This is a genomic window from Asanoa ishikariensis, from assembly GCF_900107455.1.
In the GTDB taxonomy this organism is placed as follows: domain Bacteria; phylum Actinomycetota; class Actinomycetes; order Mycobacteriales; family Micromonosporaceae; genus Asanoa; species Asanoa ishikariensis.
The window spans coordinates 708,830-724,170 of sequence record NZ_FNQB01000001.1 but is presented as its reverse complement, the minus strand read 5'-3'; the positions used below and the strand labels follow the sequence as shown (position 1 = coordinate 724,170).

The following is a 15,341-nucleotide window of genomic DNA, read 5'->3' as shown; positions in this document are numbered from 1 at the left end:
GGGCGTGCTCCCAACCGCGTCCTGGCGCCCCGCTCCGGTGACCGCACGGACACTTCGCCCGCGTCCGGCCCACCCGACCTGGCAACCAACACCGGCGTGACGCTAGCGGTAGTTGACCGCGACGTGGACGCAGATCACCTGCAACGCCGCGACCGGGTGACAAGCGGCACGGACTTTCTGGACACCACGGACGTTCGCGGTCGCCGTCCGTTCACTGAAAGAGGCTGGTGTTCTTCTTCTCCGTGCTCAGGTAGTCGGCCGCGGAGTCGTCCAGCGCACGCTTGATGTCGCGGAGCATCGACTGCAGGTCCGCGGAGGCGGTGCGCCAGCGGGACTGGCGTTGGTCGTATGCCTGTCTGGCCTCGCCATCCCACGAGGCGATGAGCGGTGCGGCATCGCGTTCCAGTTGGCCCAACTGGGTGTCGAGGGTGTTCAGCGCCCGTTGGATATCGGCGCTGGCCTGCTGCAGGGCGGGAAAGTTGACGACCAGGACGTCGTCGTTCATCACATCTCTCCTCTACAACGGCAGCTGGATGCCGCGATTGGTGATGGCGATCCGGCTCGCGGCGTCGCCGTCCGCGGCCTCGTAGTGTCTTCCCGCGGTGCGGATCGCGCCGGCCGTTTCGCGCAGGGCGCGCTGCATGGTCGCCTGGTCCTGGGACCACTGCTGTTTGACCTGCTCGAACGAGCGGCCGCCCGCGCCACGCCAAGCGGTCCGCAGGACGGCGAGCTCGGCCATGAGGCTGGTCAGCATGCTTTGTAGCGTCTGGTCGACCTGCTCGAACCTGGCCGCGGTCTGCTGCATCACCGCCGCCTGGGCCTGGGTCTGGGACACCCGGACGTCACCCCGCTCTCGCGTCGAAGTTGGCGAATGTCTCGCATGCCGTCGCTGACGTTAGACCTGCGGGCACACGTTCGGTAGCCCTAGGAACACCCGCTGTGGACAACTTCTGCCTGTGGATAACCTCAAACCGGCTCCCTGGCCCGGGCAGGATCGAGGGATGCACTCTCCTCGATCAATGCCACCACCGCCGACGGCAGCCGCAGCGGCCGCACGCCGCCATAACCGAGCATCGCCAGGGTCTCCGCACCGACCACCGCGTGCCGGCGGCCGAGGTCCGTGACGATGCTGACCGTTCCCCCGGTCCGATTGCCCAGCGCGACCGTCTCGACCAGGGCGGCCCGGCCCGGTGCCACGACCACGTGGTCGACCCCGTCGCCCGGCCGCGAGCTGACGGCATCCGCCAGATCAGGCAGGTCGGCATCGACCACGACATCGGCGACGCCGCGCTCGTCCCGCACCTCGGCGCACAGCGCACGCCCGACTGACTCGACCAGGGAAGGGGTCACCGTGGGCACGAGCCCGTCCGGCACCAGATCCGGCGCCTTCGCGGTGGCGGCGAACCGCCCCTGGCTCAGGTCCGTGGGCTGGTCCTGCCGACCCGCCGTCAACAGCAGGTCGGCCTGCACCTGCGTGATGCCGGCGAGGCCGTCGCGCACCGCCAGCGCATACTGCCGCCCGCCGCCCTGACTGGTCACGACAAAGACTTCACCGATCAGCGCCGAGGGCACGGCGGTGGAGGGTTCGCCAGCACCGGAGATGCGGGGCACGGCCAGGTCCGCACCGGCCGGCAGCGCGTCCAACAACGCCGGAGCGACCAGCACCGGCGCGGTCGTCCAGCCGAGCGCGGTCAATGCGAGGCCCGGATCGCGGACCCGATAACGATGACCTTGCCAGACGAGATGCAGGGAGCCGTCCGAATGTCGCGCCAGCACCCCGCGGTCGCCGAGTCGCACACCACCCGCGCCCGTCGCGCCGACCAGCACCGCCGACGCCGGCCCGGGCAGGGCGCACACGGTCCACGGTGGACCGAGCAGACGACCGGCCGCGGGCAACGAGTCCGGCGCCTCGGCGATGCCCAGCGTGCTGCCCCGTGGCACACCCTCGATGGAGCGGCGCGACACCAGCACCGTCTTCGGCTGCGGCGAGCCGACCGCGAGCAGTGCCGACGCGTAGTTGACGACCAGATGCAGCTTGCCCTCGCGATAGACGTAGCGGGCGCCGGACTCACGCTCGACGATCACCGCGGAGGTGTCGCGCCACGCGGTGCCGCCACCGTCGGCGAGGGCGCCATATACGACGAATCCGCCCAAAGCGATCGCCGCGACGAGCACTCCGGCCAACGTCGCGCCGGCCGCCCGCCGGAAAGGCGGCTGCGCCGGGTCGGTCTCGCGCATGACCAGCGCGGACACCACGCGCTGCACCATGAACTGGTGCGACTGGAGCTGGTCCTGCCGCGACGGCATCGGGACTCCCTTGTGGGCAGTGACGGCTCTAAAATGCGGTGGGTAACCGCGCCGAATACGGACGGGAGGCTACCGCGATGACATCGATGACAGTGGACCCCTCTCGCAAGGCTGTTCGGTCAGCTCCACAGTGGATGCGCATTCGGGCCGGCCAGGTGGTTACGGCTCAGGTGGCGGTCGCTCTGGTCCTGGTGGCTGTCGGCCGAGGCCCGCTCCTGGTCAGCGCCGCCGGAGCGGCCGCAGCCGTGCTGGTTGTCGTCGCTTTTGCCCGTGTGCGCGGCCGGTGGCTGTTCGACTGGCTGGCGACGGGCGTCCGATACGCGACACGTCGGCACGCGTTGCCAGCGCACACCACGCCCGAGGAGCTGGCCCGTTTTCTGGCACCCGACCTGGCCACGACGCACGACGGCGGCTTCGTCGACGCGGACGGCCTGGTGACCGTCTTCGAGTTGGACGAGCCGGTCCTCGCCGTCGAGCCCACCGCGCTGCCCGACATCGCGGCCCTGATCGCTCGGGCCGCCGAGCCGCCGCACGTCAGGTTGGACCTGCTGGTCGCCACCGGCCGGCCGCGAACGGCCCGCACCGCCGCGGCCGCGTCGTATCGGCAGTTGACCTACGACCGGGTGTTGCCGCAGCGGCGGACCTTCGTCGTCGTGCGCGTCGTGCGACCGCCCGGATGGTCTGACAGCGCCCTACGCCCGACGATGTCCGGCATCACCCGCCGCGTCGCCCGGCGGATCGGCCCGCACCGCCGCCTCGACCACGACGACGCGCTGGCCACGGTGGCCGAGCTCGCGCACCACGACGGCCGCTCCGGCGTCGACGACCGCTGGCCGTTCGTCGCGATCGGCGGGCTGTGGCAGGCCTGCTACCGCATGACGCTGGCCAGCGCGCCGGGCGACGAGGGCGCGGCTCACCGGACGCGGGCCATGGGCCGGCTGCTCAGCCTGCCGGCAGCCGCGACGACCGTGTCGGCCGCGGTCACCTCGGCTCCGGAGGTGCGCTTGCACGTTCGGCTGGCCGGCGAGTCACCGCAGCACCTGGCACACGCCGACCGGGCCCTCGGCGAGCTCGCGGCAGTCGAGCGTGCGACCGTCCAGCGGCTCGACGGCGACCATCGCTTCACGGTTGCCGAAACACTGCCGTTCGGCGGGCACTCCAGGACGCTGGGCCTGCCGACCGGTGGCGCACGCGCACCTACGGTCGGACCAGGTCAGGCACGCGCACCCGAGAGCTCGTCGGCGGCCGGCGACCCTGGCCGGCCAAGACCGAGCCCGCGCCCCAGGAGAGGACCGAGCCCGGTTGGCGCCGCCACGGCCAGCGAGGTGCTGCCACCCGCCGGGATGGTGTTGGGCTACGACCGGCACGGCGCCCCGGTGGTCGCACGAGTGTTTCGGCCGACCGGCACCCGGATAGTCGTGGCGGGTGAGCTACGGACCGCTCAGATCCTCACGCTGCGCGCGTTGGCGTTGGGCACCCGGATCGACGTGCGGACGCGCAGGTGGGCGGCCTGGCACGAGTTCGCCGAGGAGATCGGCGCCGCGGCCGGCGCCATGACCGTGACGCCCGACGCCGCACCTCTCCACCGCTGGGTTCAAGCACGCGGATCGCCACCCATCCGCGAACCGATCGCGGGGCCTACGACCGACGGATCAGCGACGGCCCATCGAAACAATGGTCATCCGCAGGCGACGGCGACGCCGTGGGAGCCGCTGCTGACGATCGTCGACGTGGCCACTCGTGGGACTTCGGCTGGCCGCCAAGGCACGGCAGCGACCGTCGAACGCGACACCGCTCGCGGGACTCCGGCCCGCCGCCAAGACACCGCCAGCGCAGCGACCGTCGAACGCGACACCACTCGCGGGACACCGGCCCGCCGCCAAGACACCGCCAGCGCAGCGACCGTCGAACGCGACACCGACGGGATGACGGCGAGCGGGCACCCACGTGAACCCGCAGTCGCCCGCTCGACCCGACGGCACATGCTCGAAGTCGGCGGCGAGGACGACCTCGATGCCGAACCCGGCGCAGGCAGCGCCAGGCCGAGCACGGCCCCAGAGCCAGGCGCCAGATGGCAGGCCGTGCTGACCGTGCGGGATGAGCTGACCGAGGCGGACGTCGACCTACTAACTACCGCCGACCTGGTCGTGCTGGGAACTCTCCGACCGCCGGAGGCGGCCATCGCCGCCGACGCCCTCGGGTTCGGCGCTGCCGCCGACTGGCTGACCCGGATCCGCGACGACATGGTGGCGGTCGTCAGCGGCGACGCGTTGCGATGGGCCGTGCTGGCGACGACGCCGATCGAGCGGTCGGTGGTCGGGCCGGCTACTCGCTGGGGCGAGGCGGCAACACCGAGCGACGTCGATGCGTCGCAGCCCGTGACCAGGCCTGGAAACTCACTGTGAGGGGGCGACTAGTGGCGATCTCCATGGCACTATGCCGCGCATGGGTTTCATGAAGGGTGTTCTTGTCAGACTGCTGGCCACGGCGTTCGCGTTCTGGCTGGCGACTCTGATCATTCCCGGCATCACGCTGGACACCGACTCCACCGGCCAGGTGGTGCTGACCGTCATCCTGGTCGCGGTGATCTTCGGTGTGGTCAACGCCGTGCTGCAGCCGATCATCAAGACGCTCGGGTGCGGGCTTTACATCCTGACCCTCGGGCTGATCGCCATCGTCGTCAACGCGTTGCTGTTCCTGCTGACAGGGTGGATCGCCGAGCAGGTCGACCTGCCGTTCGACGTCGAGAGCTTCTGGCCCGCGGCGGTGCTGGGCGCGCTGTTCGTGAGCCTCGTCACCTGGGTGCTGGGCCTGATCTTCGATCGGGACTGATCCCACCGGCAAAAGCGAAGAAAGCGGCCCCGCACAGGGCCGCGAGCACGGCATTGGCCCGCGACCGTCAATCGGTCGCGGGCTAACGTCGGCTGTGTGGATACGACCACCAGGGACAGCGCGCGCACGGCCGACGGCACGAGCCCGGTCCGAACGACGCCGCCCACCCTGGACGCCGCACGACCGGGCACGGAGGCCGCACGACCGGGCACGGAGGCAGCACGGCCGGGCACGGAGGCAGCACGACCGGGCACGGAAGCCGAAGCCGACAGCGGCGGGATTCCGATCTGGCACGAGGTTCGGGGCGCGCACCTGCTCTCGTCCGACCCCAGCCGGATCGACGTCGACCGGGTCTTCCGCTGGCTCTCGACCGACTCCTACTGGGCCGCGAACCGCCCCCGCGACATCGTCGAGCGCTCCCTCGCGCACTCCGTAGTCCTCGGCGTCTACCGCGAAGACGCCCAGGTCGCCTTCGCCCGGGTCGTCACCGACCAGGCCACCTTCGGGTGGTTGTGCGACGTCTACGTCGACCCGGCCGAACGCGGGCACGGCCTGGGCACCTGGCTCGCCGAGACCGCCCGTGACCTGCTCGCCGACATCGGCGTGCTCCGGATCATCCTGGCGACGATGGACGCGCACGGCGTCTACGCCAAGGCCGGGTTCGAGCCGGTCGCCCGCCCGGACCGCTGGATGGAGATCGACCGGCGGAACACCCCATGACCGAACTGCGCAAGGGATACCTGTTCGGCCTCGGCGCGTACCTCCTCTGGGGGTTCATGCCGATCTACATCAAGCAGCTACACCAAGCCGGCTCCGTCGAGATCCTCGCCCACCGAGTGGTCTGGTCGGTGGTCCTGGTCGCGTTGATCCTGCTGGCCCTGCGACGCGGGAAACAACTGCTCGCTCTGCTCAAGCGACCCCGCGCCGTCGCCGCGATCGCGTTCGCCGCCATGCTGCTCGCGGTCAACTGGTGGATGTACATCTACGGCGTCAACAGCGACCGCGTGGTCGAGACCGCGCTCGGCTACTTCATCAACCCGCTGGTCACCGTCGTCCTCGGCGTCACCGTGCTGCGGGAACGGCTGCGGCCGCTGCAATGGCTCGCGGTCGGCATCGGTGCCGGCGCCGTCGCGGTGCTCACGATCGACTACGGGCGGCTTCCCTACATCGCGCTCACGCTGGCGGTCAGTTTCGGCGGCTACGGCCTGGTGAAGAAGCGACTCAAGCTGGCGGCGGCGGAAGGGCTCCTCGTCGAGTCCGGCGTCCTCGCGCTGCCGTGCCTGGCCTACCTGCTCTACCTGACCAGCACTCCGCACAGCACCTTCGGCGACGACGCGCACATCACGATCCTGCTGGTGCTGGCCGGCGCGGTGACCGCCATCCCGCTGCTCTTCTTCGCCGGCGCCGCCAACCGGATCCCGCTGACCGCGCTCGGCATCCTGCAGTACCTGACGCCGATCCTCCAGCTCGCCCTCGGCGTCTTCCTGTACCACGAACCGATGCCACCAGCCCGGCTCGCCGGCTTCGCGCTCGTCTGGCTCGCCCTGATCGTCTTCACCGCCGACGGCCTCCGCACGGCACGACGCACCGCCCGCGCCAACCGAAACGCCCGACTAGAGCTAGCGAAAGCCACGAGCTAGGACACAAGCGCGAGCTAGGGCACGTCGTACGACAGCAGCGCCGTCCCGTCGTATCGGGTCAGCTCCAACCGCACCAGCTCACGCCCGGTGAACCGGGTGGCACCGTTCATCTCGACCGTCTCGCCGGCCGCGGCCACCCACGAGCCGACCTGCTCCTTGGCCCCGTCGGCGCCGTGCGCCACGAGCCGGAACGTCCACGACTTCGAGCTGTCCCCGCCGGCCTTGTACGTGCACCGCATGCTGATCTCGGTGCCCCACTTGGTGCCGTTGATGCCGATCTCCGCGGTGACCGGCACCGTGTTGCCCACGGGCTGCATCGCGACCAGCTTGCCGGTGATCTGCGTGCCCCGGGCGGTGAAGGACCCGGCGCTTGAGCGACCACCGAACCAACCGGCGTCGACACCCGCGACTCCGACCCCGACAACGGCGGCGAGCCCGGCGGCGACCAGCACCGCGCCCACGCGCCGACGGCGGCGCAGCTTGAGCGCGCTCCGCCGCTCGTCGCCGACCCGGGTCAGCAACGCGGGCAGCCGGTCCGGCGGGGGCGCCACCGCCGACAGGTCCAGGTGGTCCGGGTCGGCCAGCCGCCCGAGCAGGCCGGGCAGCACGGCGATCTCCGCGACCGCCTCCCGGCACGCCGGGCAGCCGGCGAGGTGCCGTTCGTACTCGGCGCGTTCGCTCGGCGACAGGGCACCCAGAACGTAGGCGCCGTCGTCGAGCGCGTGCGGGCAGTTCGTCACTGAGTCACCCCCATCTCCGCCAGTACGAGGCGCAACGAGCGCAGCGCGTAATGCGTGCGCGACTTGACCGTGCCTGGTGGCACGCCCAGCCGGACGGCCGCCTCGGCGACCGAGCGTCCTTGGTAGAAACATTCGACGATGACGTCGCGATGCGCGGGCGACAAACGGCCCAACGCCTCCGCGACCGTCCACGCCTCGACCGCCCGGTCGGCCTCGTCGACCTCGGGCGGCGGCTCGGGCAGGTCGTCGGTGACCACCTCGCCGACCCGCGACGTCCGCCGGCGCCACGCGTCGATGGCGAGGTGTCGTGCGGTCGTGAAGAGCCACGCCCGCACGGAGCCGCGCTCCGGGTCGAGCGCCTCCGGATGGCGCCAGGCTCGCAGCATCGTCTCCTGCACCAGGTCTTCGGCCCGTTGCCGGTCGCCGCTCACCAACCGCAGCGCATGCGCGAAGAGTGCGTCACCGTGCTCTTCGTTGAGCGCGCGCAGCAGCTCAGCGTCGTCGTCGGCCAAGCTCCCGGCCTCCCCTGGTCTGTTTCCATTCCAGTGCACGTACGGCAGGCGGCAGCGGTTCAGCCATTTCCGTTGTCTGGTGCACCCAATGCGTCAGAGACCGTCCGGGCTACCGCCAACAGCTTCGCCCGGACCACGCGGGCCGACGTCATCATCTCGGCCGCCGGCAACGCGCAGGCGAGGACGACCCGGCGTTCCATGTCGCGGTCGGGCGAGACGATCACCGCCGCGCAGGCCACGCCGGGTCGGTATTGCCCCATTTCGAGGTGCATGCCGCGGCGCTCGCCGGCGGCCAGGTCGCTCTCGAACGACTCGGTCGTCGTCAGCGTCTGCTGGGTGAACGGCCGCATCCCGTATTCCCGGAGGTAACGGAACCGCTGATCGGGCGTCAGTGTGGCCAGCAGGGCCTTCCCCAACGCCGTCGCGTGCGCTCCCTCGTCGAATCCGGGGACCATTTCCTCCAGGTACGGTGACCGCGGGCCCTCCGCTGACGCGGTGATGGCGACCTGTCCGCCGACGAAGCGGCCGAGAAAATGGCTGTAGCCGGTGTCGACGGCCGCCTTGCGCAGCGCGTCACCGACCGCGGGTGGCCCACGGAACGCCGCCACGAGCTCGCGGTAGCGATCGGCGACCTCGAGCCCGACGATGTAGGTGCCGTCCTCCCGGCGGATGACGTAGCCCTCGTAGGCCAGCGTCCGCACCAGGTGGTAGGTCGTCGCGACGGTGAGCTCGCACCGGCGCGCGACCTGTTTGACGGTGAGCCCCTTCGGAGCCCGACCCACCGCTTCCAGCACGCGTAGGGCGCGAGAGACGCTGCGGATCAGGTCCGATGGTTCTGCCAGAGGGTCGCGCACACCCACCTCCGCGGGCCGGGGCTTACACCATATGAAAAAGCTCCGGTCCGCGAAATGCCTGTTGGTATCGAGAACGCCAAATTTATCGACACGGAGCGTCGATGCGCCCGATACGTGGCGTTCATCCGCCCGGTAGTGTCAGCGACCTGACCAAGCAAACAAGATCAGCCGCCCGAGATCAAGAGCGAGCCAAGAGCGAGCCGAGAGCGAGCCGAGACCAACCAGAGACCGCGCCGAGAGCGAGCCAAGAGCGACCAGGGACCGAGCCGAGACCGAGATCCAGACCGCCTCAGCCCGTACGGTCGGCGATGAAGTCACAAAGCGACTCCAGAGCCGCCCGGGTCGCGTTGTTGGGCAACGGAGCGAGCCGTTCCCGCGCCTCCTCGGCATAGCTCCGCACCGTCTCACGCGCCTGCTTCATCGCGGTCGACTCGCGCAGCAGGAACAGCGCCTCGGCATGCAGGGCGTCGTCGGTGACCGGGCCGGCGGCGAGGATCTCCCGCAGGCGGATCGCCGCCGGGGAAGCGTCGTCGGAGGCCAGCGCGAACAACACCGGCAGGGTCGGCACGCCCTCGCGCAGGTCGGTGCCGGGCGTCTTGCCGCTCTGCTCCGACTCGGACGCGATGTCGAGCAGGTCGTCGGAGAGCTGGAACGCGATGCCCATCTTCTCGCCGTAGCGGCCCAGCGCCTCGGTCGCCTCCGGACCAGCACCGCCGAACATGCCGCCGAACCGGGCCGAGGTGGCGATCAGCGAGCCGGTCTTCTCCGCGAGGACGTCGAGGTAGTGCGCGACCGGGTCCATACCGGACCGCGGCCCGACGGTCTCGGCGATCTGGCCGTGCACCAGCCGCGCGAACGTGCGCGCCTGCAGCCGGACGGCCTCGGTGCCGAGGTCGGCGGCGAGATCCGCGGCCCGGGCGAACAGGTAGTCGCCCACCAGGATGGCCACCGAGTTGGTCCACCGCGAGTTCGCGCTGCGCACGCCGCGCCGCACGGGCGCCTCGTCCATCACGTCGTCGTGGTAGAGCGTCGCCAGGTGGGTCAGCTCCATCACCACCGCGGCCGGCACCACCATCGGCGCCGTCGGGTCTCCGAACTGCGCGCCGAGCGCGACCAGCAGCGGACGGAACCGCTTGCCGCCTGCCTCGACGAGATGCCGCGCCGCTTCCGTGACCATCGGATCGGCACTCGTCACGCACGTGCGCAACTCGTCTTCGACCGCGGCCAGGACCGCACGCGCCGACGCTTCGACCTCCGGATCGACGAAGTCGACCCCGATCGACGTCAGCTCTTCAGCCCCCCTCACCACGTAACCCACGATGCCACACCGCGAAATCGACTCAGCGCGCGGAGGTACCCAGCGTGGCCGGCGAAAAAAGCCGGAAACGCCGAATGGGGGCCGCGAAAGCGACCCCCATTCGATGAAACGGGATTATCGGATGAACTGCGCAGCGGTGTCCGACAGATTGAGCAGCGGTGCCGGCGCCACACCGAGCACCAGGGTCGCCGCCACGCCGATCACCAGCGCCGCGGCGGTCAGCGCGCCGGGCACGGCGATCGTCGGGGTGGACTCACCCGGCTCGGAGAGCCACATCATGACCACCACGCGCAGGTACGGGAACGCGAGGATCATGCTCGTGATCACACCGGCGATCACCAGCCACGTCTGTCCACCGTCCAACGCCGCCCCGAACACCGCGAACTTGCTGATGAAGCCGCTGGTGAGCGGGATGCCGGCGAAGGCCAGCAGGATGAACGTGAAGACGCCGGCGAACACCGGCGAACGGCGGCCCAGGCCGGCCCAGCGGGACAGGTGGGTGGCCTCCCCGTCGGCGTCGCGCACCAGGGTCACCACCGCGAACGCGGCGATCACGGTGAAGCCGTAGGCCACCAGGTAGAACATCGTGCTGGAGATGCCCTCGCGGACCCCGGCGAGCACACCGACCAGCAGGTAGCCGGCGTTGGCGATCGACGAGTAGGCGAGCAGCCGCTTGAGGTCGGTCTGCGTGACCGCGAGCACCGCACCGACGAGCATCGTCAGGATCGCGATCGCGCCGAGCACCGGGGTGAAGTCCCAGCGCGCGCCGTCGAAGGCGACGTAGAGCACCCGCAGCAGGGCGCCGAACGCGGCGACCTTGGTGCAGGCGGCCATGAAGCCGGTGACCGGCGTCGGTGCGCCCTGGTAGACGTCGGGCGTCCACACGTGGAACGGTGCCGCGGCCGCCTTGAACAGCAGGCCGATCGCGATCATCGCCAGGCCGGCGAAGAGCAGCGCGCGGTTGGCCGGCGACGCGGTCGCCGCGGCGTGGATGGTGGCGAAGTCGACGCCACCGGCCTGCCGGCCCGGGGCCGCCTGCACCGACGACGTGAAGCCGTAGACCAGCGCGACACCGAACAGGAAGAACGCCGACGCGTACGCGCCGAGCATGAAGTACTTGAGCGCCGCTTCCTGGCTGACCAGGCGCCGGCGGCGGGCCAGCGCGCACATCAGGTACAGCGGCAGCGAGAGCACCTCGAGCGCGATGAACATCGTCAGCAGGTCGTTGGCGGAGACGAAGAGCATCATGCCGCCGATGGCGAACGTGGCCAGCGGGTAGACCTCGGTCGCGCCGTCGGCGTGTGCCGCCTGCTTGCGGTCGTCCTCGGAGCCCACCGTGATCGCCGCCTGCGCGACGAACGGGCCGCCCTTCTCCAGCGCCCGCTCGCCGATCAGCAGCACCGACATGATGGCGAGCACGATGATCGAGCCCTGCAGGAACAGCGCCGGGCCGTCGATCGCGATCGCCTGACCGGCGGTCACCACGCGGGTGTCGGCCTGGGTGATCAGCACGATCAGCGCCGCGACCAGACCGGTCAGCGCCAGTACGAGCTGGGTCAGGTAGCGACCGCGCTTCGGTACGAACGCCTCGACGAGGATTCCGATCGCCGCCACGCCGAACACGATGAGGATCGGCGCGATCGCGGCGTAGTCGAAGTCCGGGAACTTGATCGTCATTTGACTGCTGCCTCCGTGGTGGTGCCGGAGATGGGGGCCGGATCCGACTTGCCCACGTCTTGCATGGTGGCCTGAACGGCTGGGTTGATCACGTCAGTGACCGGCTTCGGGTAGAAGCCGAGGAACAGGATCAGCAGGATCAGCGGTGCGACCACGACCTTCTCCCGCACCGACAGGTCACGCCGCATGCGTGGCTCGTCGAGCAGCGCCGGGTTCAGGTTGCCCTGCGTCGTCCGCTGCACCATCCAGAGCACGTACGCGGCCGCCAGGATGATGCCGAGCGTCGCGATCACCGCCACCGGCTTGTTGACGGTGAAGGTGCCGATCAGCACCAGGAACTCCGAGACGAACGGCGCCGTGCCGGGCAGGGCCAGCGAGGCCAGACCGGCGAAGAACAGCACGCCGGCCAGCACCGGGACCAGCTTGCCGGCGCCGCCGAAGTCGCGGATGTTCGAGGAGTCGCGACGGGCGACCAGCATGCCGACCACGAGGAACAGCAGGCCGGTGGCCAGGCCGTGGTTGAGCATGTAGAGCACCGCGCCGGTGCCGGCCTGGGTGGTGAAGGCGAAGATGCCCACACCGATGAAACCGAAGTGCGCGATCGAGGTGTACGACACCAGTCGCTTGAGGTCGTTCTGGCCGATCGCCAGCAGTGCGGCGTAGATGATGCCGATCACCGCCAGCGCGATCGCCCAGGGCGCGAACCAGCGCGACGCCTCCGGGAACAGCGGCAGGCAGTAGCGCAGGATGCCGAACGTGCCGACCTTGTCGAGCACGCCGACCAGCAGTGCGGCCGCGCCCGCGGGAGCGGCGCCACCGGCGTCCGGCAGCCAGGTGTGGAACGGGAAGAACGGCGCCTTGATCGCGAAAGCGAGGAAGAAGCCCAGGAACAGCCAGCGACCGGTGTTGGTCGCGAACTCGCTGCTGGTCAGCGCCGCCCAGTCGAAGGTGTGCCCGCCGACCACCCAGAGGCCGATCACCGCGGCCAGCATGAACAGGCCGCCGACCAGCGAGTACAGGAAGAACTTGACGGCCGCGTACTGCCGCTGGTGTCCGCCGAAGCTGCCGATCAGGAAGTACATCGGCACGAGCATGACCTCGAAGAACACGTAGAACAGGAAGACGTCGGCGGCCGCGAAGACGCCGATCATCGTGCACTCGAGGACGAGCAGCAGCGCGAAGTACGTCGGGATGCTCCGCCGGCTCTTGTCGGCGTCGTGCCACGACGCCAGGATCACCAGCGGCACCAACACCGTGATCAGCATCAGCATGACCAGCGCGATGCCGTCGACCGCGAAGGTGAACCGGGCGTCCCAGGTCGGGATCCACTGGTACGACTCGCGGAGCTGGAAGCGTTCGCCCCCGGCGCTGAAGGCCACCCACATGACGACCGACAGCACGAACACCACGAGCGACCACGCCAGGGCGACGACCTTGGCGAGCTCCGGCTTGGCCTTGGGCAGGCACCAGACGACGAGCGCGCCGAGGAGCGGCAACCCCGTCAGCACCGAGAGGTACGGGAAGTCCTGCATTGCTAGCTCAGCCATCCCATCTGCACGGCGACGAACGCGGCGACCACGAGCAGCGCGCCGGTCATCATTGACATCGCATAGGACCGGACGAAGCCGGTCTGCAGCCGACGCAACCGGCCGGAGCCGCCGCCGACCGCGGCCGCGAGGCCGTTGACCGCGCCGTCGATGCCCCGGTTGTCGAGGAAGACCAGCGCGCGGGTCAGGAAGATGCCGGGCTTCTCGAAGACGATCTCGTTGAAGGCGTCGGCGTAGAGGTTGCGGCGGGCCGCGGTGACGACCACACCGGCCGGCTGCTCGACCACGGCGGTGCCGCGGCGGAACAGCAGGTAGGCCAGGCCGATGCCGGCGAACGTGAGCACCAGCGAGAGCGTGGTGATCACCCCGTGGGACATGACCGGGTGCAGGTCATGTGCCTCCTCTGGCAGCGGCGGCTCGAGCCACTTGGCGACCGGGCTGGCCATCAGGCCACCGGCGATCGCGGAGCCGATCGCGAGCAGCACCAGCGGCCCGACCATGATCGGTGGCGACTCGTGCGGGTGGTCGATGTCCTCGGTCCACCGCTTCGGCCCGAGGAAGGTGAGCACCCAGAGCCGGGTCATGTAGAACGCGGTGAGCCCGGCGCCGAGCAGCGCGGCCCAGCCGAACAGCCAGGCAGTCCAGCCCTCACGCTCGAAGGCGGCGACGATGATCGGCTCCTTGGTGAAGAAGCCGGAGAAGCCCGGGAAGCCGACGATCGCCAGCCAGCCGGCGGTGAACGTGCCGAACGTCCACGGCATCAGCTTCCACAGCCCACCGAAGCGGCGGATGTTGACCTGGTCCTTCATGCCGTGCATGACCGAGCCGGCGCCGAGGAACATGTTGGCCTTGAAGAAGCCGTGCGCGAGCAGGTGGATGATCGCCAGCGCGTACGCGCCGCCACCCAGACCGACGCCCAGGAACATGTAGCCGATCTGCGAGACCGTCGACCAGGCCAGCACGCGCTTGATGTCGTCCTTGGCCGCGCCGATGATGCAGCCGATCAGCAGCGTCAGCGCACCGACGCTCACCACGACGGTCTGCAGCACCTCGTTGGCCGAGAAGATCGCGTTGGACCGGGCGATCAGGTAGACGCCCGCGGTCACCATCGTGGCCGCGTGGATCAGGGCCGAGACCGGGGTCGGGCCCTCCATCGCGTCCGGCAACCACGCCTGCAACGGGAACTGGCCGGACTTGCCGGTCGCGCCGAGCAGGAGCAGCAGGCCCATCAGCAGCACGACGGTCGACGACAGGCCGCCGACGCCGTTGAAGACGTCCGCGTAGTTCGTCGAGCCGAGGTAGGCGAACATCGTGAAGATCGCGATGACCAGGCCGGCGTCGCCGACGCGGTTCATCAGGAACGCCTTCTTGCCCGCGGTCGCCGCCGCCGGACGCGTGTACCAGAACGAGATCAGCAGGTACGACGCCAGGCCGACGCCCTCCCAGCCGAGGTAGAGCATCACGTAGTTGTTGCCGAGGACCAGCAGCAACATCGCGGCGGCGAAGAGGTTGAAGTAGCCGAAGAAGGTGTGCCGGCGCTCGTCGTGCGCCATGTAGCCGACCGCGTACAGGTGGATCAGGAAACCCACACCGGTGATCAGCAGGCAGAAGACGGCGGCCAGCGGGTCGAACAGCAGACCGATGTCAACCTTGAGGTTGCCGACGTGGATGAACTCCCACAGGTTGCGCTCCACCGCCCGGTTGGGCTGGTCGCGCAGCGAGAAGAAGTAGATCAAAGTCAGCACGAAGGCGGAGCCGATGGCCGCTGTGCCGAGCCAGTGCGCGAACTTCGCGCTCCGGCGGCCGAGCAGCAGGATGACCGCCGCGCTCACGAGCGGGATGGCTATGAGCAGCCACACGCTGCCCAGTACGCCCGTCGCGTGGGCGTACTCGATCGTCTGTTCCACGAATACG

General features: G+C 69.9%; 14 protein-coding genes. 4 read left to right on the top strand and 10 right to left on the bottom strand.

Features of this window, described 5'->3' with window-relative positions; all coding sequences use genetic code 11:
• Positions 1–211: 211 nt before the first annotated feature.
• The 3 genes from BLV39_RS03390 to eccB form a co-directional block, all read right to left on the bottom strand.
• Entirely contained in the window at positions 212–505 is a 294-nt protein-coding gene (locus tag BLV39_RS03390) for a WXG100 family type VII secretion target (RefSeq protein WP_090787023.1), read from the bottom strand.
• 12 nt (positions 506–517) lie between these two features.
• Positions 518–835, bottom strand: a complete 318-nt coding sequence (locus tag BLV39_RS03385; RefSeq protein WP_090787020.1) for a WXG100 family type VII secretion target — start codon at positions 833–835, stop codon at positions 518–520.
• A gap of 131 nt (positions 836–966) precedes the next feature.
• Complete coding sequence (gene eccB, locus BLV39_RS03380; protein WP_090787017.1) at positions 967–2,307, bottom strand: type VII secretion protein EccB; 1,341 nt, start codon at positions 2,305–2,307, stop codon at positions 967–969.
• A gap of 134 nt (positions 2,308–2,441) precedes the next feature.
• Here eccB and BLV39_RS03375 point away from each other — a divergent pair, with 134 nt between their 5' ends.
• The 4 genes from BLV39_RS03375 (at position 2,442) to rarD (ending at position 6,779) form a co-directional block, all read left to right on the top strand.
• Positions 2,442–4,712, top strand: coding sequence for a hypothetical protein (locus BLV39_RS03375; protein WP_176984751.1), 2,271 nt, complete (start codon positions 2,442–2,444; stop codon positions 4,710–4,712).
• Positions 4,713–4,752: 40 nt separating this feature from the next.
• On the top strand, positions 4,753–5,139 hold the full coding sequence (locus BLV39_RS03370; protein WP_090787011.1) for a phage holin family protein: 387 nt from the start codon (positions 4,753–4,755) through the stop codon (positions 5,137–5,139).
• 285 nt (positions 5,140–5,424) lie between these two features.
• Positions 5,425–5,859, top strand: coding sequence for a GNAT family N-acetyltransferase (locus tag BLV39_RS03365; protein WP_090791084.1), 435 nt, complete (start codon positions 5,425–5,427; stop codon positions 5,857–5,859).
• On the top strand, positions 5,856–6,779 hold the full coding sequence (gene rarD, locus BLV39_RS03360) for an EamA family transporter RarD (protein WP_090787008.1): 924 nt from the start codon (positions 5,856–5,858) through the stop codon (positions 6,777–6,779). The genes BLV39_RS03365 and rarD overlap by 4 nt, the downstream gene beginning before the upstream one ends.
• 14 nt (positions 6,780–6,793) lie before the next feature.
• Here rarD and BLV39_RS03355 read toward each other — a convergent pair whose 3' ends face one another.
• From BLV39_RS03355 to nuoL, 7 genes are all read right to left on the bottom strand, one after another.
• Positions 6,794–7,519: an anti-sigma factor family protein gene (locus tag BLV39_RS03355; RefSeq protein ID WP_090787005.1), complete on the bottom strand. Its 726-nt coding sequence runs from the start codon at positions 7,517–7,519 to the stop codon at positions 6,794–6,796.
• A complete protein-coding gene (locus BLV39_RS03350; protein ID WP_239083705.1) occupies positions 7,516–8,010 on the bottom strand; it encodes a sigma-70 family RNA polymerase sigma factor in 495 nt (164 codons plus the stop codon). Before BLV39_RS03350 ends, BLV39_RS03355 begins: the two co-directional genes overlap by 4 nt.
• Positions 8,011–8,090: 80 nt before the next feature.
• The gene (locus BLV39_RS03345; RefSeq protein ID WP_090791083.1) at positions 8,091–8,885 is read right to left on the bottom strand and encodes an IclR family transcriptional regulator; all 795 of its coding nucleotides are present in this window, start codon (positions 8,883–8,885) and stop codon (positions 8,091–8,093) included.
• Between the two features lie 289 nt (positions 8,886–9,174).
• On the bottom strand, positions 9,175–10,173 hold the full coding sequence (locus BLV39_RS03340; RefSeq protein WP_373315330.1) for a polyprenyl synthetase family protein: 999 nt from the start codon (positions 10,171–10,173) through the stop codon (positions 9,175–9,177).
• Between the two features lie 144 nt (positions 10,174–10,317).
• Positions 10,318–11,880 (bottom strand): NADH-quinone oxidoreductase subunit NuoN, encoded by a 1,563-nt coding sequence (gene nuoN / locus BLV39_RS03335; protein WP_090786996.1) that lies wholly within the window; start codon positions 11,878–11,880, stop codon positions 10,318–10,320.
• Complete coding sequence (locus tag BLV39_RS03330) at positions 11,877–13,412, bottom strand: NADH-quinone oxidoreductase subunit M (protein WP_090786993.1); 1,536 nt, start codon at positions 13,410–13,412, stop codon at positions 11,877–11,879. Before BLV39_RS03330 ends, nuoN begins: the two co-directional genes overlap by 4 nt.
• 2 nt (positions 13,413–13,414) lie before the next feature.
• Complete coding sequence (gene nuoL, locus BLV39_RS03325) at positions 13,415–15,334, bottom strand: NADH-quinone oxidoreductase subunit L (RefSeq protein WP_090786990.1); 1,920 nt, start codon at positions 15,332–15,334, stop codon at positions 13,415–13,417.
• Between the last annotated feature and the right edge of the window lie 7 nt (positions 15,335–15,341).